21 protein-coding genes and 3 pseudogenes are annotated in these 26388 nt (G+C 74.8%); 14 read left to right on the top strand and 10 right to left on the bottom strand.

What is annotated here, in order from left to right:
- Window positions 1–103: 103 nt before the first annotated feature.
- Together GEV43_RS47810 and era are read left to right on the top strand one after the other, a co-directional pair.
- Entirely contained in the window at window positions 104–3583 is a 3480-nt protein-coding gene (locus GEV43_RS47810) for a BTAD domain-containing putative transcriptional regulator (protein WP_206681046.1), read from the top strand.
- 127 nt (window positions 3584–3710) lie between these two features.
- Complete coding sequence (gene era / locus GEV43_RS02870) at window positions 3711–4628, top strand: GTPase Era (RefSeq protein ID WP_160824258.1); 918 nt, start codon at window positions 3711–3713, stop codon at window positions 4626–4628.
- A gap of 67 nt (window positions 4629–4695) precedes the next feature.
- Here the strand turns inward: era and GEV43_RS02865 are convergent, their stop codons facing one another.
- On the bottom strand, window positions 4696–5643 hold the full coding sequence (locus GEV43_RS02865; RefSeq protein WP_160819357.1) for a hypothetical protein: 948 nt from the start codon (window positions 5641–5643) through the stop codon (window positions 4696–4698).
- 102 nt (window positions 5644–5745) lie between these two features.
- Between GEV43_RS02865 and GEV43_RS02860 the strand changes: the two genes are divergently transcribed.
- From GEV43_RS02860 to leuA, 3 genes are all read left to right on the top strand, one after another.
- Window positions 5746–6327: a hypothetical protein gene (locus GEV43_RS02860; RefSeq protein ID WP_160819356.1), complete on the top strand. Its 582-nt coding sequence runs from the start codon at window positions 5746–5748 to the stop codon at window positions 6325–6327.
- A gap of 123 nt (window positions 6328–6450) precedes the next feature.
- Window positions 6451–7776, top strand: a complete 1326-nt coding sequence (ddaH, locus tag GEV43_RS54555) for a dimethylargininase (RefSeq protein WP_206681045.1) — start codon at window positions 6451–6453, stop codon at window positions 7774–7776.
- Window positions 7707–9410 (top strand): 2-isopropylmalate synthase, encoded by a 1704-nt coding sequence (leuA, locus tag GEV43_RS02850; protein WP_160819355.1) that lies wholly within the window; start codon window positions 7707–7709, stop codon window positions 9408–9410. Before ddaH ends, leuA begins: the two co-directional genes overlap by 70 nt.
- A gap of 142 nt (window positions 9411–9552) precedes the next feature.
- Here the strand turns inward: leuA and GEV43_RS02845 are convergent, their stop codons facing one another.
- Both GEV43_RS02845 and GEV43_RS02840 read right to left on the bottom strand, forming a co-directional pair.
- Window positions 9553–9807, bottom strand: a complete 255-nt coding sequence (locus GEV43_RS02845) for a protealysin inhibitor emfourin (protein ID WP_241682756.1) — start codon at window positions 9805–9807, stop codon at window positions 9553–9555.
- A gap of 279 nt (window positions 9808–10086) precedes the next feature.
- Entirely contained in the window at window positions 10087–11115 is a 1029-nt protein-coding gene (locus tag GEV43_RS02840) for a M4 family metallopeptidase (protein WP_160819354.1), read from the bottom strand.
- Window positions 11116–11289: 174 nt separating this feature from the next.
- Here GEV43_RS02840 and recO point away from each other — a divergent pair, with 174 nt between their 5' ends.
- Window positions 11290–12048 (top strand): DNA repair protein RecO, encoded by a 759-nt coding sequence (gene recO / locus GEV43_RS02835; protein WP_160819353.1) that lies wholly within the window; start codon window positions 11290–11292, stop codon window positions 12046–12048.
- Window positions 12045–12844, top strand: a pseudogene (locus GEV43_RS02830) (isoprenyl transferase). Before recO ends, GEV43_RS02830 begins: the two are co-directional and overlap by 4 nt.
- A 251-nt stretch (window positions 12845–13095) precedes the next feature.
- On the opposite strand, the gene GEV43_RS02825 reads toward GEV43_RS02830, so the two are convergent.
- From GEV43_RS02825 to GEV43_RS02800, 6 genes and pseudogenes are all read right to left on the bottom strand, one after another.
- Window positions 13096–13521, bottom strand: a complete 426-nt coding sequence (locus GEV43_RS02825) for an OsmC family protein (RefSeq protein WP_160819352.1) — start codon at window positions 13519–13521, stop codon at window positions 13096–13098.
- A 66-nt stretch (window positions 13522–13587) separates the two neighbouring features.
- Window positions 13588–13971 (bottom strand): Fur family transcriptional regulator, encoded by a 384-nt coding sequence (locus tag GEV43_RS02820; RefSeq protein WP_160819351.1) that lies wholly within the window; start codon window positions 13969–13971, stop codon window positions 13588–13590.
- Window positions 13968–14869 (bottom strand): annotated as a pseudogene (locus tag GEV43_RS02815) (metal ABC transporter permease). The gene GEV43_RS02820 and the pseudogene GEV43_RS02815 overlap by 4 nt, the downstream one beginning before the upstream one ends.
- Entirely contained in the window at window positions 14866–15603 is a 738-nt protein-coding gene (locus tag GEV43_RS02810; RefSeq protein ID WP_160819350.1) for a metal ABC transporter ATP-binding protein, read from the bottom strand. The pseudogene GEV43_RS02815 and the gene GEV43_RS02810 overlap by 4 nt, the downstream one beginning before the upstream one ends.
- Window positions 15600–16381: pseudogene (locus GEV43_RS02805) on the bottom strand (metal ABC transporter solute-binding protein, Zn/Mn family). The gene GEV43_RS02810 and the pseudogene GEV43_RS02805 overlap by 4 nt, the downstream one beginning before the upstream one ends.
- A gap of 206 nt (window positions 16382–16587) precedes the next feature.
- Window positions 16588–16923 (bottom strand): DUF6703 family protein, encoded by a 336-nt coding sequence (locus GEV43_RS02800; RefSeq protein ID WP_160819349.1) that lies wholly within the window; start codon window positions 16921–16923, stop codon window positions 16588–16590.
- A 28-nt stretch (window positions 16924–16951) separates the two neighbouring features.
- Here GEV43_RS02800 and GEV43_RS02795 point away from each other — a divergent pair, with 28 nt between their 5' ends.
- The 3 genes from GEV43_RS02795 to GEV43_RS02785 all read left to right on the top strand — a co-directional run bounded on the left by GEV43_RS02795 (window position 16952) and on the right by GEV43_RS02785 (window position 20384).
- Entirely contained in the window at window positions 16952–17236 is a 285-nt protein-coding gene (locus GEV43_RS02795) for an antibiotic biosynthesis monooxygenase (RefSeq protein WP_160819348.1), read from the top strand.
- 143 nt (window positions 17237–17379) lie between these two features.
- Window positions 17380–18672 carry a DUF1906 domain-containing protein gene (locus GEV43_RS02790; protein ID WP_160819347.1) on the top strand — a complete coding sequence of 431 codons (1293 nt, stop codon included), beginning with the start codon at window positions 17380–17382 and terminating at the stop codon, window positions 18670–18672.
- Between the two features lie 323 nt (window positions 18673–18995).
- A complete protein-coding gene (locus tag GEV43_RS02785; protein WP_160819346.1) occupies window positions 18996–20384 on the top strand; it encodes a glycine--tRNA ligase in 1389 nt (462 codons plus the stop codon).
- A 96-nt stretch (window positions 20385–20480) separates the two neighbouring features.
- Here the strand turns inward: GEV43_RS02785 and GEV43_RS02780 are convergent, their stop codons facing one another.
- A complete protein-coding gene (locus GEV43_RS02780; RefSeq protein ID WP_160819345.1) occupies window positions 20481–21155 on the bottom strand; it encodes a hypothetical protein in 675 nt (224 codons plus the stop codon).
- 363 nt (window positions 21156–21518) lie between these two features.
- Here GEV43_RS02780 and GEV43_RS02775 point away from each other — a divergent pair, with 363 nt between their 5' ends.
- The 4 genes from GEV43_RS02775 to secD all read left to right on the top strand — a co-directional run bounded on the left by GEV43_RS02775 (window position 21519) and on the right by secD (window position 26325).
- The gene (locus GEV43_RS02775) at window positions 21519–21878 is read left to right on the top strand and encodes a hypothetical protein (RefSeq protein WP_160819344.1); all 360 of its coding nucleotides are present in this window, start codon (window positions 21519–21521) and stop codon (window positions 21876–21878) included.
- 197 nt (window positions 21879–22075) lie between these two features.
- The gene (locus GEV43_RS02770) at window positions 22076–23230 is read left to right on the top strand and encodes a cation:proton antiporter (RefSeq protein ID WP_309239418.1); all 1155 of its coding nucleotides are present in this window, start codon (window positions 22076–22078) and stop codon (window positions 23228–23230) included.
- Between the two features lie 72 nt (window positions 23231–23302).
- Window positions 23303–23860, top strand: coding sequence for a hypothetical protein (locus GEV43_RS02765; protein WP_160819343.1), 558 nt, complete (start codon window positions 23303–23305; stop codon window positions 23858–23860).
- A 188-nt stretch (window positions 23861–24048) separates the two neighbouring features.
- On the top strand, window positions 24049–26325 hold the full coding sequence (secD, locus tag GEV43_RS02760) for a protein translocase subunit SecD (protein ID WP_160819342.1): 2277 nt from the start codon (window positions 24049–24051) through the stop codon (window positions 26323–26325).
- Window positions 26326–26388 lie beyond the last annotated feature (63 nt).

Below are 26388 nucleotides of genomic sequence, written 5' to 3'. Positions count from 1 at the left end.
AGGCTGGGCGCGGGGGCCGTCCGCGGGGCCGGGGGCGGTGAGGCGGCCGTCACCCCGGCTCGCCGCTCCGTACCGGCATGTCCCGGTTTAGGCTGGCCGCACCATGACGACTGTACGCGTGCTCGGTGCCTTCGCCGCGTCGGTGGACGGGGAGCCGGCCGACCTCGGCGGCCCCCGGCAGCGTTCGGTGCTCGCCCGCCTCGTCGCCGCGCACGGCGCCATGGTCCCGTCCGAACGGCTCGTCGCCGAGCTGTGGGCCGACGCGCCCGCGCCGCCGCCGCGCGCCGCCGCCGGGTTGCAGTCGTTCGTCTCGCACCTGCGGCGCGCCCTCGAACCCGGCCGTCCGCCCCGTACGCCCGCCCGCGTCCTCGTGACCGCGCCGCCCGGCTACGCGCTGCGGCTGCCGGAGGACGGCGTGGACGCCTGGCGGTTCGACGCCCTGATCGACCGGGCGGGCGAACGGCTCGGCGCGGGCGACGCCGCCGGGGCGCGGCGGTGCGCCGAGGACGCCCTCGCCGAGTGGCGCGGCCCCGCGTACGCCGAGTTCGCCGCGCTGCCCTGGGCCGCCGCCGAGGCCGCCCGCCTCGACGAACGCCGCCGCATCGCGGTCGAACGCCGCGCCGCCGCGATGCTCGCCCTGCCCGCCGCGGCCGAGGCCGTTCCCGACCTTGAGGCCCACGCCGCCGCGAACCCGCTGCGCGAGGAGGCGTGGCGCCTCCTGGCGCTGGCCCTCTACCGCGCGGGCCGCCAGGGCGACGCGCTCGCCGCCCTCCGCCGCGCCCGCGCGGTCCTCACCGAGGAACTCGGCGTCGATCCGGGCCCGGCGCTGCGCAGGCTGGAGGCCGACATCCTCGCCCAGGCGCCGACGCTGGACGCCTCTCCCGCCGTACGCCCGGCCGATGCAGCAGAGGACGCCCCCGCGTCGGAACGTTCCGCCCCGCCGCTCGATCTCGACAAGCCGCACGCAGAGGCCGTACGCGATGAGGTTCGGCGGGGGCCTCACGCCGGGCGCGGCGGGACGCGCATGTTGCGGCTCGCGCCGGAGTCCGGGGGAACGGCGCGTGAGGGCTCGTTCGTCGGGCGTTCGGCCGAGTGGGGACGGCTCGCCGAGGCCGCGCGCACGGCCTCCACCGGCGACGGGCCTGTGCTCGCACTCGTCAGCGGAGACGCGGGCATGGGCAAGACCGCACTCATCGAACGGTTCGCGCGCGGCCTCGCCGCGGCGGGGTGGACGTGCGCGTGGGGCCGTTCGCCGGAGACGGGCGGCGCTCCGGCGGCGTGGCCGTGGGCCGAGCTGCTGCGTTCGCTCGCCGCCGGGGCGCCGCCCGGCGCGGACCTGGCCGGACGGCTCGCCCCGCTGCTCGACGACGCGATCGGCGGGCCCGGCGACGCCGACGTCAGCACGGGGCGGTTCCGCCTGCACCTCGCCGTCGGCGACTACCTCGAACGGGTCGCCGCGTCGTCGCCGCTGCTGCTCGTCCTGGACGACCTGCACTGGACCGACGAGGAGACCCTCGCGCTCCTGACCCGGCTGGCCGACCGGCTGCGCGGCCGGCCGGTGCTGCTGGCCTGCACGTTCCGCCAGACCGAGGTCCCCGAACGGCTCGCGGCCGCGCTCGCCGCCCTCGCCCGGCACGAGCCCGTCCGCGTCGAGCTCGGCGGGCTGAGCGCCGCGGAGGTGGCCGCGCTCGTCCGCGCGACGTGCGACGCCGCCGTGGACGACGCCGAGCTGGCCGCGATCGCCGAGCGCACCGGCGGCAACCCGTTCTTCACCCGCGAGACGGCGAGGCTCCTCGACGCCGAGGGGCTGCCCGCCGCGACCCGCCGCGTCCCGGCGGGCGTCGGCGACGTGCTGCGCCGCCGCATCGCGGGCCTGCCGGACGCCGTCCAGGCCGTCCTGCGCGACGCGGCGGTCGTCGGCCGCGACGCCGACCTCGGCGTGCTCACCGACCTGTCGGGCGGCGACGAGGACGCGGTGATCGACGCGGTGGAGGCGGGCCTCGCCGCGGGCCTGGTCACCGAGCCCGCGCCGGGGCGGATGCGGTTCGCGCACGCGCTCGTCCGCGACACGCTCTACACCGGGCTCTCGCGCGCCCGCCGGACCCGGCTGCACGGCCGGGCCGCCGCCGCGCTCGAACGGCACCGTCCCGGCGAGGTCGCCGCGATCGCCCACCACTACCTGGAGTCGGGCGCCGAACCGGCCAAGGCCGTCCGGTACGCGCGGCTCGCGGCCGAGGCCGCCGAGGCCCGCTTCGCGCACCGCGCCGCCGCCGGCCTGTGGACGCGCGCCGCCGACACCCTCCGCGACCGGGACCCGGAGGCGACCCGCGAGCGGCTGGAGCTGGAGGTCTCCGCGATCCGCGCGTGCGCGCTCGCCGGGGAGGTCGTCAGGTCCCGCGAACGGCGCCGCCTCGCGATGGCCGACGCCCGCGCGCACGGCGACGTCCGGCTGCTGGCCCGGGTGATCGTCGCGTTCGACGTGCCGACGCTGTGGACCAGCCGCGAGTACGGCACCGTGGACCCCGAGGTCATCGAGTGCGCCGAGGAGGCCCTCGCCGCGCTCCCGCCCGGGGACGAGGAGCTGCGCGTCCGGCTCCTGACCAGCCTCGCGATCGAGCTGGAGGGCGAGCCGCACGACCGGGGCGCCGTCCTCGCCGACGAGGCCGTCGCCGTCGCCCGCCGCCTCGGCCGTCCCGAGCTGCTCGCCGTCGCCCTGAACGGCCGGTACCTGAACGGCTACCGCTCCGCCGGCGACCTCGCGCTCCGCCGCGCCCTCGCGACCGAGCTGCTCGGCCTCGCCACCGCCCACGACCTCGGCGCGTACGCCGTCCTCGCGCACCTCCAGCTCCAGGTCGTCTGCGTCGCGGCGCTCGACCTGGAGGGCGCGCGGCGGCACCGGGAGCGCGGGCAGCGCCTCGCCGAGCGGTACGGGCTGCCGCTGCTCTCGCTGATCGCCGAGTGGTACCGCGCCGTCGCCCACGCGTTCTCGTCCCGCTACGAGGACGCCGAACGGGCCTACACGGAGGTCGGCGACGCCATCGCCCGCACCGGCATCTGGAGCAGCGAGCGGGGCATGGCGATCTTCGGCGTCTTCTGCCTGCGCCTGCTCCAGGGCCGGCTGGGCGAGCTGCTCGACTCGACGCGGTGGCTCAGGGAGCAGTGGCGCCACATCGAGGTCACCGCCGACATCCACGCGCTCGCGCTGATCGCCGCGGGCCGTGCGGCCGAGGCCCGCCGGGTCGTCGCGGGTGCCGGGCCGCCCCGCCGCGACTACTTCTTCGACCTCGCGATGACCGTCCGGGGCCACCGGGCCATGGCGCTCGGCGAGCGCGGCCTCGCCGAGGAGGTCTACCAGGCGCTGCTGCCGTACGAGGACCACGTCAGCGGCGGCGCCACCGCCGTCGTCACCGCCGGTCCCGTCGCCCGCGTCCTCGGCGACCTCGCCCTGTACCTCGGCCGCCCCGAGGAGACGGCCGCCGCCCACTACCGCCGCGCCGCCGAGGTCGCCGAACGCCTGGGCGCCCCCGCGTGGCTCCGGGAGGCGCGGTGCGCCCTGCGCCCCCAGGGCACCCCCGCCGCCTGACGTCCCGCGACGGCGTACGCCGGTCGGCGGGCGCGGGCCGTACGCGCCGGTCCGGTCGTTCGCGCCGGGCATGGACGAGGCGATCGGGCGGGTAGGCGACAATTGGGGGGTGACCACGCTGGGAGAAATGACGGGCGGAACGCCGCCGCCGGGGCACCGCGCGGGCTTCGCCTGCTTCATCGGCCGCCCGAACGTCGGCAAGTCCACCTTGATGAACGCGCTCGTCGGGACGAAGGTGGCGATCACCAGCAGCCGTCCGCAGACCACGCGCCGCGCGATCCGCGGCATCGTGCACCGCCCCGACGCGCAGCTCGTCGTCGTCGACACCCCCGGCCTGCACAAGCCGCGCACCCTCCTCGGCGAACGGCTCGACAGCCTCGTCCGCTCCACCCTGACCGAGGTCGACGCGATCGGGTTCTGCGTGCCCGCCGACGAGCCCGTCGGGCCGGGCGACCGGTTCATCGCGCGCGAGCTGGCGGGCGTCAAGCGGACCCCGGTCGTGGCGATCCTCACCAAGACCGACAAGGCGACGCCCGAGCAGATCGCACAGCAGCTCCTCGCCGTCGGGGAGCTCGGCGACTTCGCCGACATCGTGCCCTGCTCGGCGGTGGACGGCTTCCAGGTCGGCCTGGTCGGCGACCTGCTGATCGCGCACCTGCCGGAGGGGCACCCGCTCTACCCGGAGGGCGACCTCACCGACGAGCCCGAGCAGACCCTCGTCGCCGAGCTGATCCGCGAGGCGTCCCTGGAGGGCGTCCGGGACGAGCTGCCGCACTCGATCGCCGTCGTCGTCGACGAGATGGCGCCGCGCGAGGGCCGCGACGACCTCATCGACGTCTACGCCCACCTCTACGTCGAGCGCGACAGCCAGAAGGGCATCATCATCGGCCACAAGGGCTCCCGGCTCCGCGACGTCGGCGCCCGCGCCCGCAAGCAGATCGAGGCGCTGCTCGGCACCAAGGTGTTCCTCGACCTGCGCATCAAGGTCCTGAAGGACTGGCAGCGCGACCCGAAGCAGCTGCGCCGCCTGGGCTTCTACGACTGATCGGCCTTCCGCGGCCGTTCCGCCGAGGCCGTCGGCCCGCACGGGAACGTTCCCGCGCGGACTCCGGTCAGCGGTCCCGTTCCGGCTGGGGCTCCGGGGCCGGGGACCGGTCGGCGGTGTGCTTCGTCAGGCCGGGCTTCTCTTCCGCGGCCGACGGCGCCTCCTGCTCGGCGGCGGGCGCGGCCTTCTCGGGCCCCTCGGCTTCCTCGGCGCCGGGGACGGCGCCCGGCGACGGCACGTCGCCCGCGGGCGGCGCGGCCTCGCCGGACGGCTGGTGCGGCGAGGCGGCCTGGCCGGTGTGGGCGGGGTTCCACTGGGCGTTCTCCCAGCCGGTGCCCTGCCACTGGGCGCTCTGCCACTGCGCGCCGTCCCAGGACGGCTCGGCGCCCTGCCGCGCCCGGGAGCCGAGGCGGGCGCTGATCGGCCGCGCGAGGCTGAAGCCGATGACCAGCAGGGACGTCGCGACGGCCACGTACCAGCCGTAGCGGACGCCGATCTCGTAGCCGACGCCGAGCCCGGTGGACGGCAGGTCGTCGCGGACGCCGTCCAGCCGGAACAGGAACAGCCCGCACGCCAGCAGGGACAGCAGGCCCGGCACGGCGCCGAGCGCGGAGATGCGCGGATCGCGGGCGGCCAGGTCCCAGAACGCCAGCCCGATCGCGATCAGGGCCAGCACCGGGACGGCGATCACCAGGTCGTCGGCCTCGATGCCCGCGACCGTGCCGAGGTCGCGGCCGACCGGCCGGTCGAACAGGTCGACCACCATCCGCGCCTGCGCCCACGGCAGGAACGCCGAGACCAGCAGGACCGCGGCGGCGGCGATCGAGGCGAGGTCCCAGGCGCGCCCGGGACGGGCCGGCGGCGGCTCGCCGTACGGCGCCGGCGCCTCGGGCGGCTCGGACGGCTCGTACGCCGGTTCGGGCGGCGGATACCCGTCGATCGGCGGCAGGAACGAGGGCCGCGCCCCCGCCGTCCGAGGCGTTCCGTCACCGTCCGCACCATGGTCACCGGTCATGGACCCAGGGTAAGGGGCGCGCCCGCGTTGCCCGGGTCGGCCACGGCGGGGCGTCCGGATCGGTAGCTTGGAGGGGGAGTCCGATATGGGAGGGGAGTCCCGGTGTTGCTTGTTCTGGGTCTGTCGGCCTTCTTCCGTACGGTCGGCGAGGGGACGTTCCACTGCCCGAGGTGCGGCGGTGACCGGCCCTACCGCAGGCGCGCGGGCCGCCGCTGGGTCACGCTGTTCCTCCTGCCGGCCGTCCCGCTGTGGCGGCTGGGGGAGTCCGTCGAGTGCCGGCGGTGCCGGGGCCGGTTCGGCGCCTCGGCGCTGCGGACGCCGACGGCGGCGCAGATGGCCGCGGCGCTGCCCGCGGGGATGCGGGCCGCGGTCGGGCTCGTGCTGCGCGCCGGCGACCCGTCGGACGGCGCCGCGCGGGCCCGCGCGGCCGACACCGTCCGCCGCTACGGCGAGACCGGCTACGACGAGGCGGCCCTGGACGCCGACCTGGTCCTGCGCGAACGGCTCCTGGAGGCGGAGGTCGTGCGGGCCGGGAGTGCCTGGCGGTCGAGGCGAAGGAGTGGTTCCTCGCGCAGGCCGTCCGCGTCGGCCTCGCGGACGGGCCTCTCGGGGACGGCGAGCGGCGTGCCCTGCACCGCGTGGCGCGGCTGCTCGGCATGTCCCCGGCGTACGGGCTCGGCGTGATCCTCGCGACCGAGGGGGCGGCGCGCTGACCGGCCGCGCGGGCGCGGCGCGCGCGAGCCAGCGGGGGAGGCCGCCGAGAGGGGCGGCCGTTGCACGGGACACCCGTCGAGCGGAGCGACACCTATGGACACCCTGCGGAACGCTGGAACGGCCCTCGTGCGCAGACCCGGGCCGCACCTGACGGACGGGATCGTCACGCACATCCCCCGCCGTCCGGTCGACGCCGGGCTCGCCGCGCGGCAGCACCAGGCGTACGTGGCGGCGCTGCGGTCGGCGGGCTGGCGGGTGCGCGAGGTGCCCGCCGCGCGCGACGACCCGTACCCCGACGGCGTCTTCGTCGAGGACGCCGTGGTGGTGTGCGACGACGTCGCCGTCCTCGCGCGGTCGGGCGAGGCGCGGCGGCGCGGCGAGACCGCCGGCGCCGAGCGGGCGGTGCGCGATCTCGGGCTGCGGATCGAGCGGATCAAGGCCCCCGGCACGCTCGACGGCGGGGACGTGCTGCGCGCGGGCGACACCGTCTACGTGGGGCGCGGCGAGCGGACGAACGAGGAGGGCGTCTGCCAGCTCGCGCGCCTGCTCGGCGGCCGGCGGGTCGTCCCGGTCGGGACGAGCGGCTGCCTGCACCTGAAGTCGGCGATGACGGCGCTGCCGGACGGCACGCTGATCGGCGTCCCCGACCACGTCGACACCTCGGCGCTGCCCGGCCTGCGGGTCGCGCCCGAGCCCGCGGGCGCGCACGTGGTGGTGCTCGCGCCCGACCACGTCCTGCTGTCGGCGTCCGCGCCGCGCACGGCGCGGCGGCTCGCGGCCGACGGGCTGCGGGTGACGAGCGTGGACATCAGCGAGTTCGAGGCCCGCGAGGGCTGCGTCACCTGCCTGTCCGTCCTCGTCCCCCGACCACCCCCTGAGCCGCGCGACAACGCCCTCGGACCCGTTCACCGCCCTCCCCTCCCCGGGCCGACTCCCGGCCCCGCGCCGCCGTCCGTCCGCGCCTCCCCGGCCGACGCCCGGCCCGGCGCCGCCGTCCGTCCGCCCCCGGGCCGACTCCCGGGCCCGCGCCGCCGTCCGTCCGCGCCGCCAAGATCAACACCCCCTCGGGGCCTGATCACGCCCGACCCTCCGAAGCCCCGGAAGGCCGCTGGGAACGGGCCTCGACGGTGTTCCGGAGGGCTTCCGGGGCGGGACGGGAGGGGCGCGGGTCGTCTCAGATGGCGGACGTGGTTTCGAGAAACGGCCGGTCCTCTGTTACGTTGGACGGCGTGTTGCGTGAGCTGCTCCTCCTTAGCGGCCGCAGCGGGGGCCTGTAACAGGTCGGCTCCCTCGCTGCGGAGCTTCGCCGTGCCGTCGGCCGCAGGATCTGAGCAGAGGGACCACATCGGATGTATCCGCGACAGCAGACTTCTGGCATGCCGTTCGAGCGCTACCGCCCGTTCGAGCCCATCAGGCTGACCGACCGCACCTGGCCGGACGCGGTGATCGGCGAGGCGCCGCGCTGGTGCGCGGTCGACCTGCGCGACGGCAACCAGGCCCTGATCGACCCCATGGACCCGCAGCGCAAGCTCAGGATGTTCGAGCTGCTGGTACGGATGGGCTACAAGGAGATCGAGGTCGGGTTCCCGGCGGCCAGCCAGACCGACTTCGACTTCGTTCGGCAGATCATCGAGGAGGGGCGCGTCCCCGACGACGTGGTCATCCAGGTCCTGACCCAGGCCCGGCCCGAGCTGATCGAGCGCACCTTCGAGTCGGTGCGCGGCGCCAGGCGGGCGATCGTCCACCTCTACAACTCGACCAGCACCCTCCAGCGGCGCGTGGTGTTCGGGCAGGACCGCGACGGGATCACCGCGATCGCCGTCGAGGGCGCCAAGCTCTGCGCCAAGCTGGCCGAGGACATGGGCGACACCGAGATCTTCTTCCAGTACTCGCCCGAGTCGTTCACCGGCACCGAGCTGGAGTACGCCGTCGAGGTCTGCAACGCCGTCACCGACGTGTGGAAGCCGACCCCCGACAAGAAGGTCATCGTCAACCTGCCCGCCACGGTCGAGATGGCCACGCCCAACGTCTACGCCGACCAGATCGAGTGGATGAGCCGCAACCTCGCCCGCCGCGACTCGGTCGTCCTGTCGCTGCACCCCCACAACGACCGCGGCACCGCCGTCGCCGCCGCCGAGCTGGGCTACATGGCGGGCGCCGACCGCATCGAGGGCTGCCTGTTCGGCAACGGCGAGCGCACCGGCAACGTCTGCCTGGTCACGCTCGGGCTGAACCTGTTCACCCAGGGCGTCGACCCGCAGATCGACTTCTCCGACATCGACGAGATCCGCCGCACCGTCGAGTACTGCAACCAGCTCCCCGTGCACGAGCGGCACCCGTACGGCGGCGACCTGGTCTACACGGCGTTCTCCGGCTCCCACCAGGACGCGATCAACAAGGGCTTCGACCACCTGGAGCGCGACGCGCGCGCCGCCGGCGTGCCGGTGGAACGGTACGGCTGGGAGGTCCCCTACCTGCCGATCGACCCCAAGGACGTCGGCCGCTCCTACGAGGCCGTGATCCGCGTCAACAGCCAGTCCGGCAAGGGCGGCGTCGCCTACATCATGAAGACCGAGCACTCGCTGGAGCTGCCCCGGCGGATGCAGATCGAGTTCTCCCGCGTCGTCCAGCGGCACACCGACAGCGAGGGCGGCGAGGTTACCCCCGAGCGGATGTGGGAGATCTTCGAGGCCGAGTTCCTCGCCAACGGCCCGCGCGCCGGGCTGCTCGCCCACCGCGCCGCCTCCCGCGTCAACGAGAAGGACGTGCTGAACTGCGACGTCCGCGTCGACGGCGAGATCCGCGAGATCGAGGGCGTCGGCAACGGCCCCGTCTCCGCGTTCGAGGAGGCCCTCGCGTCGGTCGGCATCAACGTCCGCGTCCTCGACTACGCCGAGCACGCGATGAGCGCCGGCGGCGACGCCCGCGCCGCCGCCTACGTCGAATGCGACGTGGACGGCACCACCGTGTGGGGCGCCGGCATCGACGGCAACATCGTCACCGCCTCGCTCAAGGCCATGCTCTCCGCGGTCAACCGCGTCGCCCGCGCCTGACCCGCCCTCCCGACACCCGCCGCGCCGCCGGGCTGCACTCCGCCCGGCCGCCGCCCGACCCGGTCACCACGGTGCGATCCATACGTGTGATCGCCGCCTGGGCCCTGGCCGTGACGACCTCACGGCCAGGGCCCGCGCGCGTTCAGCGGGCCCGCCCGAGCACGTGGTGGACGAGCTCGCGCAACGGCCCGCCGAGCTGGGCCTCCCCGACGGTGGTCCGCCGCCCGTCGATGTCGATCTCGTAGAGGAACTGGTCGGGGATCCGTCCGGGCGGCGGCACCGACCCGAAGTCCACCCGGTCCACGAGCCGCGCGAGGATCGGATCGCTGGCGCTGTCCGACTCGCCCCGCTGCTCGATCCCGGCGAACCCGCCGCTCCGCACCACGACCACCCTCACCGCGCCACCCGCCCGGCTCCGGGGCGTCTTTCGGGGGCGCCTTGCCTCGTCGCGGGCTCCTTGGTCCAGGCGCCGCCGCGCCCCTCCGCCTCACGCGGTGTCGCCCGTTCGGTTGCGGGGCGTCTTTCGGGGGCGCCTTGCCTCGTCGCGGGCTCCTTGGTCCAGGCGTCGCCGCGCCCCTCCGCCTCGCTCACTGGTGCCGCTACCCGTCCGCCGTCGTTCACCTGCTCGTCCGATCGCCTCCGGGACGCCGTCCGCCGCCCGCGTCCACCGCCCCGCTCACGCCTGGACGCCTACCCCCGCCCAGGCCTGCCGTACCGCGCCCGTCTCCGCGCCGTCCTCGCCGTACAGGCGCCCGGCGGTCTTGACGGTCTCGGTCGCGAACGCGGCGAACTCCACGGTGGTGGACAGTTCGCCTCCGGTCAACGTCTCGTACCAGACCCGGCCCGCCTTCTCCCACGCGTTGCCGCCGATCCCGGTGGCGGCCAGGTAGAACGCGTGGTTGGGGATGCCCGAGTTGATGTGCACGCCGCCGTTGTCGCGGCTCGTACGGACGTAGTGGTCCATGTGGCCCGGCTGCGGGTCCTTGCCGAGGCGCGGGTCGTCGTAGGCGGTGCCCGGCTCCTTCATCGAACGCAGCGCGACGCCGTGGACGCCCTCGGCCAGCAGGCCCTCCCCGATCAGCCAGTCGGCCTGGTCGGCGGGCTGCTTCAGGTGCCACTGCTTGATCAGCGACCCGAACACGTCGGAGAGCGACTCGTTCAGCGCGCCGGCCTGGCCGTAGTACTCCAGGTTGGCGGTGTACTGCGTGATGCCGTGGGTCAGCTCGTGGCCGGTGACGTCGAGCGGCCCGGTGAACGCCAGGAACACCTCGCCGTCGCCGTCCCCGTACACCATCTGCTCGCCGTTCCAGAACGCGTTGTCGTAGTCCTTCCCGTAATGGACGGTCGAGACCAGCGGCAGCCCCGCCCCGTCGATCGAGTTGCGGCGGTAGGCGGCCTCGAAGAAGTCGAACGTCGCGCCGAGCCAGTCGTACGCCTGGTCGACGACGCGGTCGCCGGTGGCGGCGCCGCCCTCGGCGCGGACGGCGTCGCCGGGCAGCTGCTCCCGGCCCTTCGCGTCCCTGATCGTCCGGTTGGGAACGAAGTCCTCGGTGGCGTCGGGCGCGGTGACCGGGAAGGTCCGGCGCTCGGTGAACTGGGCGGCGGTGAGGGCGAGGGTCCTGCGGGCTCGGGCGCGCAGCGCCGGGTCATCGGCGGCGCTGGCGATCTTCTCCAGCATGTGCGGGGGAACGATGGCGCATCTCATGGGTCAACGCTGCCAGCTCAATGTGATCCACACCACAGCCGTGACCGTACTGGGACGTCCGATTCCGGTCACCGTACGTGATGGCCCGCCTGCGCGGTGAGAGCCGTGTGGAGATGGTGTGGAGATGCGCGGGTGCCGGGCGGGGCATGCCGGGCCGTACGCCAGAATGAACGGGTGAGCCTCTACCGTGACGAAGGCGTCGTCCTCCGGACCCAGAAGCTGGGAGAGGCCGACCGGATCGTGACGGTCCTGACCCGGCGGCACGGCCGGATCCGCGCGGCGGCGAAGGGTGTCCGCAAGACCAGGTCGCGGTTCGGGGCGCGGCTGGAGCCGTTCACCCACGTCGACCTCCAGCTCTACGAGCGGCGCTCGCTCGACCTGATCACGCAGGCCGAGACGCTGCGCCCGTACGGCGAGCACCTCGTCACCGACTACCCCCGCTACACCTCGGGCACCGCGATGCTGGAGACGGCGGAGAAGCTCACCGCCGAGGAGGGCGAGCCCGCGCTGCGGCAGTTCCTGCTGCTGGTGGGCGGGCTGCGGACGCTGTCGGAGCGCGGCCACGACCCGCGCCTGGTCCTGGACGCCTACCTGCTGCGGTCGCTGTCGGTCGCCGGGTGGGCGCCCGCGCTCGACGAGTGCTGCCGCTGCGGGACGCGCGGCGGGCTGCGCGGGTTCGCCATCGCGGCGGGCGGCGCGGTCTGCGCCCGCTGCCGCCAGCCGGGCGCGGCGACGCCCGCGCCGCCGACGTTCGCGCTGATGCTGGCGCTGCTCCAGGGCGACTGGGAGTACGCCGACGGGAGCGACGCCCGGCACCGTACCGAGTGCAGCGGGCTCGTCGCGGCCTACCTCCAGTGGCATCTGGAGCACGGCATCCGATCCCTCAGGCATGTGGAGCGTGAGGGCGACGACACCACCAGGGAGAGAGTTTGAGAAGGGCCGTTTCGCCGCCGGATCCGCATCGGGACGGCGCCACCCCGCCGCCCATCCCCGCGGACCTGGTCCCCAGGCACGTCGCCATCGTCATGGACGGCAACGGCCGCTGGGCCAAGGAGCGCGGGCTGCCGCGCACCGAGGGGCACAAGAGGGGCGAGGACTCCCTCTTCGACGTGATCATGGGCGCGATCGAGCTGGGCGTCCCGTACCTGTCGGCCTACGCCTTCTCCACCGAGAACTGGAAGCGCTCCCCGGACGAGGTGCGCTTCCTCATGGGCTTCAACCGCGACGTGATCCGCCGCCGCCGCGACCAGCTCCACTCGATGGGCGTGCGGGTCCGCTGGGCCGGCCGGCGGCCGAGGCTCTGGCGCAGCGTGATCAGCGAGCTGGAGACCGCCGAGGAGATGACGCGCGACAACGACGTCCTCACCCTCCAGTTCTGCGTCAACTACGGGGGCCGCGCCGAGATCGCCGACGCGGCGGCGGCCATCGCTCGCGACGTCCGCGACGGCAGGCTGAACCCCGACAAGATCACCGAGAAGGTCTTCGCCCGCTACCTCGACGAGCCCGGCATCCCCGACGTCGACCTGTTCCTGCGCTCGTCGGGGAGCAGCGCACGTCCAACTTCCTGATCTGGCAGTCGGCGTACGCCGAGATGGTCTTCCTCGACACCCTCTGGCCCGACTTCGACCGCCGCCACCTGTGGCACGCCTGCGAGCTGTACGCCTCCCGCGACCGCCGCTACGGCGGCGCCATGCCCAACCCCGTGGAACCCGCGGCCAGCCCCGCCTGACCCCGACCGGCGCACGCACCCGCCGTCGGAGGCGGCCGCTCGCCCGCAGTCGGACGAACGGCCGCCTCCAGCGAGCGGTGGTATGCCTGGGTTTATCCCCGTGGTGGCCTCAGCCGTCGCGCGAGTGCGTTGACTGTCCGGGAGAGGCGAGGCCGAAGGCGAGCCTCTCCCGGACAGATCGCGAAGCGATGCGGCACTCGCGAAGCCGCGGTCAGGATGCGAGCCGCCCGGCGAGCTTCCTGGGCCGGGGCTTAAACGAGCGCCGCGTCGAGTGTGATGGTGGTGCCCGTGAGGGCCTGGCTGACCGGGCAGTTGGCCTTGGCGTCCTGCGCGGCCTTCTCGAAGTCGGCCGCCGAGAGGCCGGGGACGCTGGCGCGTACGGTCAGGTGGATGCCGGTGATGCCCTCGCCCGGCTGGAACGTGACCTCGGCCTTGGTGTCGACCTTCTCCGGCGGCGTGCCGGCGCCGGCGAGGCCGTGCGAGAGCGCCATCGAGTAGCAGGTGGAGTGGGCGGCGGCGATCAGCTCCTCCGGGCTGGTCCTGCCGTTCGGCTCCTCGGCCCGGGACGGCCAGTTCACGTCGAACGTGCCGATCTTGGACGAGTCGAGGGAGACGGTGCCCTGGCCGCCCATGAGCGGCCCTTCCCAGTGCGCGTTGGCGGTGCGTGTCGTTGCCATGGCTCCGATTGTCCCGCATGGCGGCGTGCGGGGCGGACGGCCCGCCCCACGCGGAGCGTCGCGCGGTCAGGCCCGCGCGGTGCAGTCGGCGCAGGTGCCGAAGACCTCGACGGTGTGGGTGATGTTCACGAAGCCGTACTCGGCGCCGATCGCGTCGGCCCAGCGCTCGACCGCCGGGCCCTCGACCTCGACGGTACGGCCGCAGTCGCGGCAGACGAGGTGGTGGTGGTGCTCCTCGGTGCGGCAGGCGCGGTAGACGGCCTCGCCGTCGTCGGTGCGCAGCACGTCGACCTCGCCCGAGTCGCTGAGCGCCTGGAGGGCCCGGTAGACCGTGGTCAGCCCGATCTTGGAGCCGTCCGCCCGGAGGTCGGCGTAGATGTCCTGCGCGCTGCGGAAGCCCTCGCAGTCGGCCAGCACCTGCCGCACCGCGTTCCGGCGGGCCGTCGTCATCCTCCAAGCACCTCCGCCTCGGCCTCCACGCCCGGTCGGGTCGTGGCCGGGCCGCCGCGCTCGGCGCGACCGGTCCGTTCGGCGCGCGTCGCGCGCCTGCGTCGCAGCACCGCGCCGCCGATCACCGCGATCACGAACACGGCCAGCGCCAGCAGCACGATCGACGGCCCAGGGGGCAGATCGTACTCGAACGAGCCCGCCAGCCCGGACACCGCCGACAGTACACCGACGCCCATGGCCAGCAGCATCGTGCCGCGGAACCCCGGGTGACCTGCTGCGCCGCCGCGACCGGCACGATCATCAGCGCGGACACCAGCAGCAGCCCGATCGCGCGCATCGCGATCACCACGGTGACCGCGGCCGTGACGGCGATCAGCACGCTGAGGAACCGGACGGGCAGGCCCGCCGCCCGCGCCACCTCCTCGTCCTGGCAGAGCAGGAACAGCTCGCGGCCGAACAGCGCGACGATCCCGAGCACCGCGACGGCGAGCCCCGCGACCACGTACAGGTCGGACGCCGAGACGCTGGTGATCGACCCGAACAGGTACGACTGGAGGCTCGTCCCGCCGCCCTCGGCGTTGGTGAGCAGCACGCCGCCCGCGAGGCCGCCGTAGAACAGCAGCGCGAGCGCGACGTCGCCGCCGCTGCGGCTGCGGCTGCGCAGCACCTCGATCGCGATCGCGCCGAGCACCGACACCGCCAGCGCGCCGAGGACCGGCGAGGTGCCGGTGAGCAGGCCGAGCCCGATGCCGGTGAGCGCGATGTGGCCGATGCCGTCGCCGAGCAGCGACAGGCGGCGCTGCACGATGAACGTGCCGACCGCCGGGGCGGTCAGGCCGATGAGCACCGCCATCACGAGGGCGATGCGCATGAAGTCGTACTGGAGCATCTCGGTCACGCGGTCCTCCCCAGGGCGGTCAGGGGGGCAAGCGGCGCGGCGGCGTCGGCGCGGGCCTGCTCGCGGACGATCCGTCCGTGCTCCAGCACGACGGTCCGGGTGATCAGCGGTTCGAGCGGGCCGAGCTCGTGCGCGACCAGCACGACCGTGCGGCCGGCCGCGGCCAGCTCGCGCAGCGTGGCGGCGAGGGCGGCCTGGTTGGCGGCGTCCACGCCCGCGGTCGGCTCGTCCATGACGAACGCGTCGGGCTCGCCCGCGAGCGCGCGGGCGATCAGCACCCGCTGCTGCTGGCCGCCGGACAGCAGGTGCGCCGACTCCCGGGCGAGGTCGGTGAGGCCGACGGCCTCCAGGGCGCGGTCCACCGCGGCGCGGTCGGCGGCCGACGCGGGCCGCCACCGGGACTGGCGGGCGACGCGGCCGGACGCGACGACCTCGCGGACGGTCGAGGGGACGCCGCCGCCCATCGGGAGCCGCTGCGGGACGTACCCGATCCGCTTCCAGTCGCGGAACCTGGAGGGCGCCGCGCCGTAGATCGCGGTGCCGCCCCCGGACAGCGGGACGAGGCCGAGCATGGCCTTGACCAGCGTGGACTTGCCGGCGCCGTTCGGGCCCATGACGGCCAGCAGGTCGCCGGCGGCCACCCGCAGGTCGACGCCCGACAGCACCTCGCGGCCGTCGCGCCGGACGCGGCCGCCGGTCATCTCGAACGGGGGCGCCCCGCCCTCGGCGGTCATGAGCACTCCAACGCGGGCCGCAGGGTCTCCAGGTTCTTCTTCATGATGGACATGTAGTCGTCCGGCGAGCCCTTCTCGACGCCCTCGACGGGGTCGAGCACGGCCGTCTTCACCCCGGCCTCCTTGGCGAGGGTCTGGGCGACCTTGGGGCTGACCAGCGTCTCGGTGAACACGGTGGTCGCGCCGGTCGTCTTGATCTGCCGGGTCAGCTCGCCGAGCCGCTTCGGCGACGGCTCGTTCGTCGGGTCCACACCGGCCACCGAGACCTGCTGGAGGCCGTACCGCTCGGCGAGGTAGCCGAACGCGGCGTGCGCGGTGACGATCGCCTTGTGCTTGCAGGCCCGCAGGCCGCCCCGGTAGTCCTGGTCGAGCGCGCCGAGCTCGCCCGCGACGGCCTTCGCGCGCGACCTGTAGGCGGAGGCGTGGTCGGAGTCGGCGGCGGCCAGCCTGTCGCCGAGCTTGGTCGCGACGGCGGCCATGCGGGTCGGGTCGAGCCAGATGTGCGGGTCGTACGGCGCGTCCTCGTGGCCGTGCTCGTGCTCGTGGCCGTGCTCGTGCTCCTCCTCCTCGCCGCCGGTGGGGACGGGCAGCGTCTTGACGACGCTCGCCGCGTCGAGCGACTTGTCCTTGGCGTGCTTGGCGACGGCCTCGTCCACGGCGGGCTGGACGCCCTTGACGTACACCGCGAAGTCGGCCTTGCCGACGTCGGCGATCTGCCGGGGGTCAGCTCCAGGTCGTGCGGCTCGGCGCCCGGCTTGGTCAGGGTCTGGACGGACACGTCCGGCCCGCCGATCCGCCCGGCCAGCCAGGCCACGGGGTAGAACGACGCGGTGATCTCGGTCTTGCCGGAGCCTCCGGCGCTCGCGCCGCCGCAGGCGGTGAGGCCGGTCAGCCCGGTCAGGGCGAGGACGGTCAACGGGATGACGCGCGAACGCGTACGGGAGGTCAACACCCCTCAAGTATGGACGAACATGAAAATGATTGTCAAAATCGCCCGAAAACGTGCCCGGCCGCGAACGCGAGCAGGACGGCCAGCGCCGCCACGCGCAGCGCCCGCCCTCCCGGCTCCAGCGCCGGCCAGTTGAGGTAGGCGAACCAGCCGAGGCCCGCGAACAGCGCCAGCAGCCCCGCCGCGCCCACCCAGCCCGAACCCCACATGCCGACCACCAGCAGCACGAACACGGCCGCGAGCAGCAGGCCCCGCGGCAGCCCGTGCAGGTACAGCACCGGCCGCGCGCTCCACCGCTCCACCGCGGCGCGGACGCCCCGCGCCTCCGCCGTGCCGTCCTGGCCGCCCGTGCCGGGCCCGTCCGTTCTCACGCGCCCCAACGTACGCCAGGATGGGGTGATGATCGCGATAACCCGGTACCGGGTGCCCGGCGAACGGGCCGGCGGCTTCGCCGAGGAGATGGCCGCGGTGCTGGACGCCCTCGCCGCCGCGCCCGGCTACCGCGCCGGCCGCCTCGCCCGCACGGTGGACGACCCCGGCCTGTGGGCGCTGATCACCGAGTGGGACGGCGCGGGCTACTACCGCCGCGCGCTCGGCGTCCCCGACCTGCGGATGAGGTTCATGCCGCTGGCGGCGATGGCCCTGGACGAGCCCGGCGCGTACGAGATCGTCGCCTCCCGCTGAACCCGGCCCGCGCCCCGTCCGGACGGGGCGCGCCAAATATCGGCAACCCCGGGGGCAAGGAGGGATCGGGCGCGGTTTCGGCGGCTCCGGCCCCGGTGATCATGGGCCCGTCATGATCAACGCGGCTCGTCGGGGGAGAAGTGATGCGCCATGCCGTCCCGCTCATCGGACTGCTCGCGGCGGCGGCGCCGGTCGTCGCCGGGGCCGGGCCGGCCGCCGCGCGGCCCCCGGCCGACCCGCCCGCCCCGCTGACCGCACGGACAGGGGCCGGCGCGCGGCCGGGGAGCGTCGCGTACCGGGGGGTGCGGGTCCCCGTGCCCGAGGGCTGGGAGGTCGTGCGGCTGGACCGGGAGCCGTCGCGGTGCGCGCGGTTCGACCGGCACGCGATCTACCTGGGACGGCAGGGCGACGGGGCCGGCTGCCCGGCGCGGGCCGTCGGCCGGACCGAGGCCGTCCACGTGGAGCCGCTCGACGGGCCGCCCGCGCGCCGTACGGGGGCCGTCCGGGCGGGACGGCTGGCCCGGCACTCGGTGCCGGTCACGGACGGGCGCGAGGACGTCGTGCCGCTGCCCGAGGCCGGGGTCACGATCACCGGCGCGTACGGGACGGACCGCGCGGCGCTTGAGCGGGTGCTGCGCGGCACCCGGCTGAGAGCGCGCTGGACCGCCGAACCCGTCCCGCCGAGAGGCGACGAGCCCGTTCCCCCGAAGGCGGGAGCGCCTGCGCCGCGTTCGGAGGTGCGGGCGAAGACCCGGACGTGGGTCAGGGCGAAGGGCTTCGACACCTGTACGGCCCCGTCCCTCAAGGCGATGGCCGCGTGGCGGCGGGCGTACGGCGTCGCCAACATCTACATCGGGGGCGCGTCGCGCGGCTGCGCCCAGCCGAACCTGACGCGGGCGTGGGTGCGGGCCGTCCGCGGCATGGGCTACCGCCTCATCCCGACGTACGTCGGGCTCCAGGCGCCCTGCTCCCGCTACAAGACCCGCTTCACCGCCCAGAACGCCTCGGCGCAGGGCGCGCGCGCCGCCGCGGACGCCGTCCGGGACGCCCGCGCCCTGGGAATCCCGCGCCGCAAGCCCATCTACTTCGACATCGAGGCGTACAGAAGCCGTGACACGGAATGCAGGCGCGCCGTCATGCGGTTCCTGCACTCCTGGACGCGGAAGCTGAAGGCCAAGAGGTACGTTCCGGGCGTCTACAGCAGCGTCACCTCAGGAATCCGCGACCTCGGCGCTGCGCGCGGGACGGCCAGGCCCACGGCCGTCTGGTACGCCCACTGGGACGGCGTGCCCACCGTGTACGGCGACCGCTACCTGCCCGACCGCTGGTGGCCGCCGCACCGGCGCATCAAGCAGTACCGGGGCGGCCACAGGGAGCGGCACGGCGGCGTCACGATCAACGTCGACAGCAACACGGTCGACGGCCGTGTCTACTGATCGGTCTACTGATCGCGGGCCCGCGCCGCGCCCGCCGCGGGCCGCCCCGCGGCGCTCCCGGCCCGCCCTCCGGAACGGGGCGGAGGGGTTCGCGGGTCGGCGTTCTGGGGGCCGTCGCGGTGCCTTAAGCTGGGGAATGCTCTGGGGCGCCGGGGAACGAGGACCGCGCTCCACGGCAGCACACAGGGGATCGCACTCGCCTCGGCCCGACGCCTCCGCAGGGGGCCGAGACCGCCGCCGTCGCGGCGGGCCCGTCTCGCCGTCCGCGCGTGACGGGGCGTCCGATACAGTCCCGCCGACCGCCAGCCGGATGGAGAATGCTCATGGCACGCCGTTCCGACGTGTTGGACACGATCGTCAACCTCGCCAAGCGGCGGGGACTGGTCTACCCGTCGAGTGAGATCTACGGCGGGCTGCGCGCCTCCTGGGACTACGGGCCGCTCGGCGTCGAGCTGAAGAACAACGTCAAGCGCCAGTGGTGGAAGTCGATGGTCCAGGGCCGCGACGACGTGGTGGGCCTCGACTCCTGCGTGATCCTCGCGCGCGAGGTGTGGGAGGCGAGCGGGCACGTCCAGGCGTTCGTCGACCCGCTCACCGAGTGCCAGTCGTGCCACAAGCGGTTCCGCGCCGACCACCTGGAAGAGGCGTACGAGGCCAAGCACGGCCGCGCCCCGGCCGGCGGCCTCGCCGACATCACCTGCCCCAACTGCGGGGTCAAGGGGTCGTTCACCCAGCCGAAGATGTTCAACGGGCTGCTGAAGACCTACCTCGGCCCGGTCGAGGACGAGTCCGGCCTCGCCTACCTGCGCCCCGAGACCGCGCAGGGCATCTTCATCAACTACCTCAACGTGCAGCAGTCGGCCCGCCGCAAGGTCCCGTTCGGGATCGGGCAGGTCGGCAAGTCGTTCCGCAACGAGATCACGCCCGGCAACTTCATCTTCCGCACCCGCGAGTTCGAGCAGATGGAGATGGAGTTCTTCGTCCGGCCCGGCTCCGACGAGGAATGGCACCAGTACTGGATCGACGAGCGCATGCAGTGGTACGTCGACCTCGGCATCCGCAAGGAGAACCTGCGGCTCTACGAGCACCCGGCCGACAAGCTGTCGCACTACTCCAAGCGCACCGTGGACGTGGAGTACAAGTTCGACTTCGTCGGCAGCGAGTGGGGCGAGCTGGAGGGCATCGCCAACCGCACCGACTACGACCTGACCACGCACGCCAAGGCGTCCGGCACCGACCTGTCGTTCTTCGACCAGGAGTCGGGGGAGCGGTTCGTCCCCTACGTGATCGAGCCCGCGGCCGGGGTGGACCGGTGCACGCTGACGTTCATGATGGACGCCTACGCCGAGGACGAGGCGCCCAACGCCAAGGGCAAGCTGGAGAAGCGCACCGTCATGCGGCTCGACCGGCGGCTCGCCCCGGTCAAGGTCGCGGTGCTGCCGCTGTCGCGCAACGCCGACCTGTCGCCGAAGGCCCGCGACCTCGCCGCCCGGCTGCGCCGCAACTGGAACGTCGACTTCGACGACGCCGGGGCGATCGGCCGCCGCTACCGCCGCCAGGACGAGATCGGCACCCCGTTCTGCGTGACGATCGACTTCGACACCCTGGAGGACGACGCGGTGACCGTGCGGGAGCGCGACACCATGAGCCAGGAGCGCATCGCGATCAGCCAGGTCGAGTCGTTCCTCGCCGCCCAGCTCGTCGGCTGCTGAGCCTCTGGACCCCGACGCGACGGGGCCGCCCTCCCCTGCGGGAGGGCGGCCCTTCGCCTTGCGCCCCCGATGCCGTTCCTCGCCTTCGGCGGCGGATCAGCCGGTGATGTAGAGGGTCTGGCCGAACGTGCCGGGAGAGGTCTCGCCCTGGAGGCGGTAGGCCGAGGTGACCGTGGCGTCGCCGGGGCAGAGGAAGTTGCTGCCGCTCTGCTTGGCGACCTTCGCCCCGTCCACCTTGACCTGGGCCTCGGCGACCTTCGGGTCCGGCCGGTTCGGGTTGTCGGGGTTGTAGCCGGACGCCGTGAGGCTGCCGCCGTAGTAGCAGGTGATGCCGCCGAGGACGCTGGCGACGGCCTTGACCTTGAAGCCCGCGATGGTGACGGCGGCGTCGCGGTCGCCGGTGTGGGAGGAGTCGTACGCGACGGAGCCGCCCGACCACGGCAGCGCCTCGGTGGTGACGGCGACGGTCCCGCCGCCGCCCGGGCAGGCGGGGCCCGGGTCGTTGGTGAACGAGGCGGAGGTGATGGTCAGGCCGGTCCCGTCTGAGTTGACCGAGCCGTCCATCGTGGAGCGGTTGCAGGTGCCGGAGCCGAGCGACGTCGTCACCGAGGCGGTGCCGAGCAGCGACGCGCGCACCTTCCCGGTGTACGGGTCGCCCGTGGGACCTCCCTTGTGGATGACGGTGCCGGCCGCCGAGGCGGGGGTCGCGGCGAGCGCGACGGCGGCGAGAGCCGCGGCACCGAGGGTGAGAGCCTGTCTGGTACGTACCACCGGATGCTCCTTTGTCCGGTTGGGGGCGGGTATCGTGAAAGTAATTCGCCTTTGGTGGCCCGGCAATGCTCCGTGACGAACCCGGTCTGGCCGGATCGGGCCACGCTCTTGCGCCCCTGATGCCCGCGTACTCCTGCCGTCCGTCCGGGTGGGGCGGTGCCCGCCCCATCGGAGTGATTGGGCGGATCGGGTCCTTCGTATAGTCTTGTAGCGGATTGTCTTGATAAGGAGCATGAAGCAGGCGCGGAAGGGCTGAGTGTGCGCGAACGACGACGGCCGCGGAACCCGCGTCCCGCTCGTCCTGTCGCGCCGTCCGCCCAGCCCTCCCGTCCGGTGCGGGCGGGGTGGCCGCTCGGGCCCGGGATGGCGGCGCGGCTCGCGTTCGTCGCCTGCCTGGCGGCGCTGTTCGGGCTGATCTACCAGCCCGGGGCGCCCGCGGGGGAGCCGCCGCAGGCCACCGCCGCCGCGGCCACCGCGGCGCGGCACGCCCTCGCCGGCGGGGCCGCGCCCGAGCCCGCGTTCATCGCCAACCACGCGCACGCCGCCGCCCCGCACGGGGGCGACCACGGCGGGCCGCTCGCCGTACCGCCGCCCGAGTCCGCCCCGCTGCCGCCCGTACCGCTCGGCTCCACGCCCCGGCCGGCCGCGCAGGCCCCTCCGGCGGCGTACGAGCCGTCCCACGACCGGCTCGCCCGCGCCCCGCCGGCCTCCCCGGGTTCCTGACGTTTCCCGTCCGCCCGGCGGTCCACTGACCCGCCGGACGGCCGCGGCGTGCCCGCGCGTGCCGCAGCGCACCCGCGCGCCCACGCGCCCGGCGTGCTCGCGCACGCGCACGGGCCCCGCGGCGTACCCACGGAGGTTCTCCCATCTCTCTCGCCGAAGCCCTCATCGCACTCGGCGGGGCGTTCCTGGCGGCGGGCGTGCTCGCCCGCGCCGGGGTGCGCATCGGTCTGCCGACCATCCCGCTGTTCATGCTCGCCGGCATCCTGTTCGGGCCGCACACGCCCGGGATCGCCCTGTTCGACGGCCCCGACGACCTCAAGCTGCTGTCCGCGCTCGGCCTGGTGTTCCTGCTGTTCTACCTGGGCCTTGAGTTCCATCTCGACGACCTGGTGTCCGGAGGCGGGCGGCTCGTCGCGTCCGGCGCCCTCTACCTGCTGCTGAACGTGGGCGGCGGCCTGGCGTTCGGCTTCCTGCTCGGCTGGGGCGGGCGCGAGGCGTTCGTGCTCGCCGGGGTCATCGGCATCTCGTCCTCGGCCATCGTCACCAAGGTCCTCATGGACCTGCGCCGGCTCGGCAACCCCGAGAGCCGGCTCATCCTCGGGATCATCGTGGTCGAGGACGTGTTCCTGGCCCTCTACCTGGCGCTGCTCCAGCCGATCGTGGGGAACGCGCACGGGTTCGGGGAGACCGCCGCCGAGTTCGGCAAGGCGTTCGGGTTCCTGCTCGTGCTCGCCTGCGCGGCCCGCTGGGGCGCCCGCTGGGTCGGGCGGCTCGTCGACCTCAAGGACGACGAGCTGCTGGTGGTCACGTTCGTCGGGCTCGCCGTGCTGACCGCCGGGATCGCCGAGGAGTTCGGCGTCTCCGACGCGATCGGCGCGTTCATGGTCGGGCTGATCCTCGGCGCGACCAAGGCCGGGCCGCGCATCCAGACGCTCGTGCACCCGCTCCGGGACGCGTTCGCCGCCATCTTCTTCTTCGCGTTCGGGCTGTCCATCGACCCGGGCGACCTCGCGTCCGTCGCGCTGCCGGTCGCGCTCGCCGTGCTGCTCACCCTCGCGCTCAACCTGGCCGCCGGGCTGCTGGCCGGACGGCTGCACGGGTTCGGGCGCGGGCCGTCCACGAACGTGGCGCTCACCGTGCTGTCGCGCGGCGAGTTCGCGCTCGTGCTGGCCTCGATGGCGGCGGCGGCCGGGCTCGACGCCCGGCTCGCGCCGTTCATCGCGGGCTACGTGCTGGTGCTGGCCGTCGCGGGCCCCCTCGCGGCCACCCGTTCCGAACGGCTCGCGCGGCTGCTGCCCGCCCGCCTGTTCCCCGCGCGGGAACCCACACGGGAACCCGAGCGGGCGCCCTGACGGGACGTCCGGTATGCCGCGCGGATGGGCTACGGTGACGTGACCGACCGACCGCCGACGGGGAGGATGCGCGTGCGCGACCCTCGGCGTCCGGCCGTGCCCGCGAACGAGCCGCCCCCGGAAACGCCGCCGCCCCAGGCGTCGGCGGGTCCGCGCGAGCGGGGCCGCGCCGCGCGGCTGCTGCTCATCGTGCTCGGCCTGCTCGGCTTCGTCGTCGCCCCGGTCGCGCCGTCCGTCCAGGCGGGCGGCGCGACCGGCGCGGGCGGCGTCGGCGTCCGCGCCGGAACGGCCCAGACGGGGCAGCCTCCGTCCGGCCGGAGCCGCGCCAAGCCGTCCTCCCGGCCGGCGGTCGCCCGCTCGGACGGCCGGACGGGCCCGTCCCGCGCGGACCGGGAGCACCGGCCCGGCGCGCCGCGCACGGAGACGACGGCCGCCGCAGTCGCGCGGCACCTGTGCGGGCCCGCCGTACCGGGGCCCGGAGCCGGGGCGGCGCTCCCGCCCTGCCCGGCCGGTCTCCGCCCGCCGTCCCGCACTCCGGCCGGACGGCCGCACGAGCCCGCCGCCCCCGACGCCGCCGCGCCGCGCGGGGCGCCCAGGGGACGCGCACCGCCCACCACCACGGGGATCTGACGCTCCTGTCCCGACCGGCGGCCCGCCCATGCCCGGCCGCCGGGCCAGCGGCACCGCACGTCCCCGCACGCCCCGACCGCTGATCCGCGCCCAAGCCACGGCCCACGCCCCCGCCCCGGCCACGGCCCGCGGAACGGCGCGGTGAGGCGTGCGGCCGGCGCGGTGCCGAGACTCCGTGTGGAGGTTCCTTGTCTCGCGCCAACGTGGTGCGGGCGGTACTGGCGTTCGCCGTGCTCGCCGCATCGCTCTACTTCGCCCTGTCCGAACCCGCCCGCCTCGGCCTCGACCTGCGCGGCGGCACCCAGATCGTCCTCCAGACCGAGAACGGCCCGTCCGTACGGGCGGACGCCGAGTCCACCGACCGCGCCAAGGAGGTGCTGCACCGCCGGATCGACGCGCTCGGCGTCGCCGAGTCGTCCATCACCCGCTCCGGGGACAGGCGGATCATCGTCGAGCTGCCCGACGTCCAGGACCCGTCCCGCGCCGCCGAGGTGATCGGCAAGACCGCGCAGCTCACCGCGCACCCCGTCCTCGCCGGGGACCGCGAGCCCGCCGGAGGCGAGCGGCGCCTCCAGGACGAGAGCGGGCGGCCGATCCTCGTCGGGCCCGCCGCCCTCACCGGCGACGGCATCGGCTCCGCGTCCGCCTCCTACGACCCGCAGAACCTCGGCGGCTGGGCGGTCGACATCAAGTTCCGCGGGGGCGGCGGGAAGATCTGGGAGCGGCTCACCGCCAAGAACGCCTGCGCGGCCGGGGACGAGCGCCGCATCGCGATCGTCCTGGACGGCAAGGTGATCTCCTCGCCGCAGGTCACCGAGCAGGTCGCGTGCGGCGTCGGCATCACCGGCGGGACGACCCAGATCACCGGCGACTTCGGCGCCGACGAGGCCAAGGACCTGGCCGCGCTCGTGGAGGGCGGCTCGCTGCCCGTCCCCGTGAAGATCATCGAGCAGCGGGTCGTCGGCCCGACCCTCGGCGAGGCCGCGATCGACGCGAGCGCGAAGGCCGCGATCATCGGCATCGCGCTGACCGGCCTGTTCATCGTCGCCGCGTACCGGCTCGTCGGCCTCCTCGCGACGGTCGCGCTGGCCTGCTACGCGCTGATCTCGTACGCCGCGCTCGTCGCCGTCGGCGCGACGCTCACCCTGCCGGGCCTCGCCGGGTTCGTGCTCGCGATCGGCATGGCGATCGACGCGAACGTGCTGGCGTTCGAACGGGCCCGCGAGGAGTACGCGGCGGCGCCCGTGCGCGGGCCGCGCACCGCCCTCGCCACCGGGTTCACCCGCGCCTGGTCGGCGATCGCCGACTCCAACGTCACCACGCTGCTCGCCGCGGCGCTGCTGTTCTTCCTCGCGTCCGGGCCGGTGCGGGGCTTCGGGGTCACGCTGACGATCGGCGTCATCGGGTCGCTGGTCTCGGCGATGCTGCTCAGCCGCGTCCTCACCGAGGCGGCCGTCTCCCGCCGCGCGATCGCGCGCCGCCCCCGCCTGACCGGGCTCGGCTCCGTCGGGCGGGTCCGGCGGTGGCTCGAACGCCGCCGCCCCGACCTGATGCGGCGCCGGCGGCTCTGGCTGGCGGTCTCCGGGCTCGCCGTCGCCCTCGCCGTCACCGGGATCTTCGCGCGCGGCCTGAACTGGGGCGTCGAGTTCACCGGCGGACGGCTCGTGGAGTACTCCACGAGCCGTCCGATCGACATCGACACCGCCCGCGACGCCGTGTCCGACGCGGGGTTCCCGCGCGCGGTCGTGCAGACCTCGGGCGAGGACGACATCTCCGTGCGCACCGAGAACCTCTCCAACGCCGAGGAGCAGCGGATCGGGAAGGCGCTCGCGGAGCGCAGCGGCGGCCAGGCGGCCAAGCAGCGCGACGAGCTGATCGGCCCGAGCCTCGGCGCGGAGCTGCGCACCAAGGCGCTGATCGCCCTCGGCGTGGCGCTCCTGGTGCAGCTCGCCTACCTCGCGATCCGGTTCCGCTGGACGTTCGGGCTGGGCGCGGTGCTCGCGATGTTCCACGACGTGCTGATCGTCGCCGGGGTGTTCGCGTGGCTCGGCAAGCCGGTGGACGGGGTGTTCCTCGCGGCGCTGCTCACCGTCATCGGCTACTCGGTGAACGACTCCGTCGTCGTGTTCGACCGCGTCCGCGAGCTGTGGGGCGCGCGGCCGAAGGAGCCCTTCGCGTCCGTCGCCAACCTCGGCGTCCTCCAGACCGTGCCCCGGACGATCAACACCGGGATGGGGGCGGTCTTCATCCTGGCGGCGCTGGCGCTGCTCGGCGGCGACTCGCTGACCGACTTCGCGCTCGCCCTGCTGATCGGCATCGGCGTCGGGACGTACTCCAGCGTCTTCACCGCCACGCCGCTGGCGATCTACTTCGAGCGCTTCACCGACGCGCCCGCCCCGGCGCCGAAGCCCGCGAACCGTCCGGCGAAGCGCCGCGAGCCGGGCGACTCGGGCGCCGTCGTCTGACCGCCCGCGCGCGCCCCGGCCGCACCGGCGGACCGGCGGGCCGGGGGCCGGGGACCGGGGCGC

Origin of the sequence: Actinomadura sp. J1-007 (genome assembly GCF_009793335.1) — a bacterium.
Classification (GTDB): domain Bacteria; phylum Actinomycetota; class Actinomycetes; order Streptosporangiales; family Streptosporangiaceae; genus Spirillospora; species Spirillospora yumaensis.
Note: the sequence above shows the minus strand (reverse complement) of the source record. Positions and strands in the feature narration are given on the sequence as shown.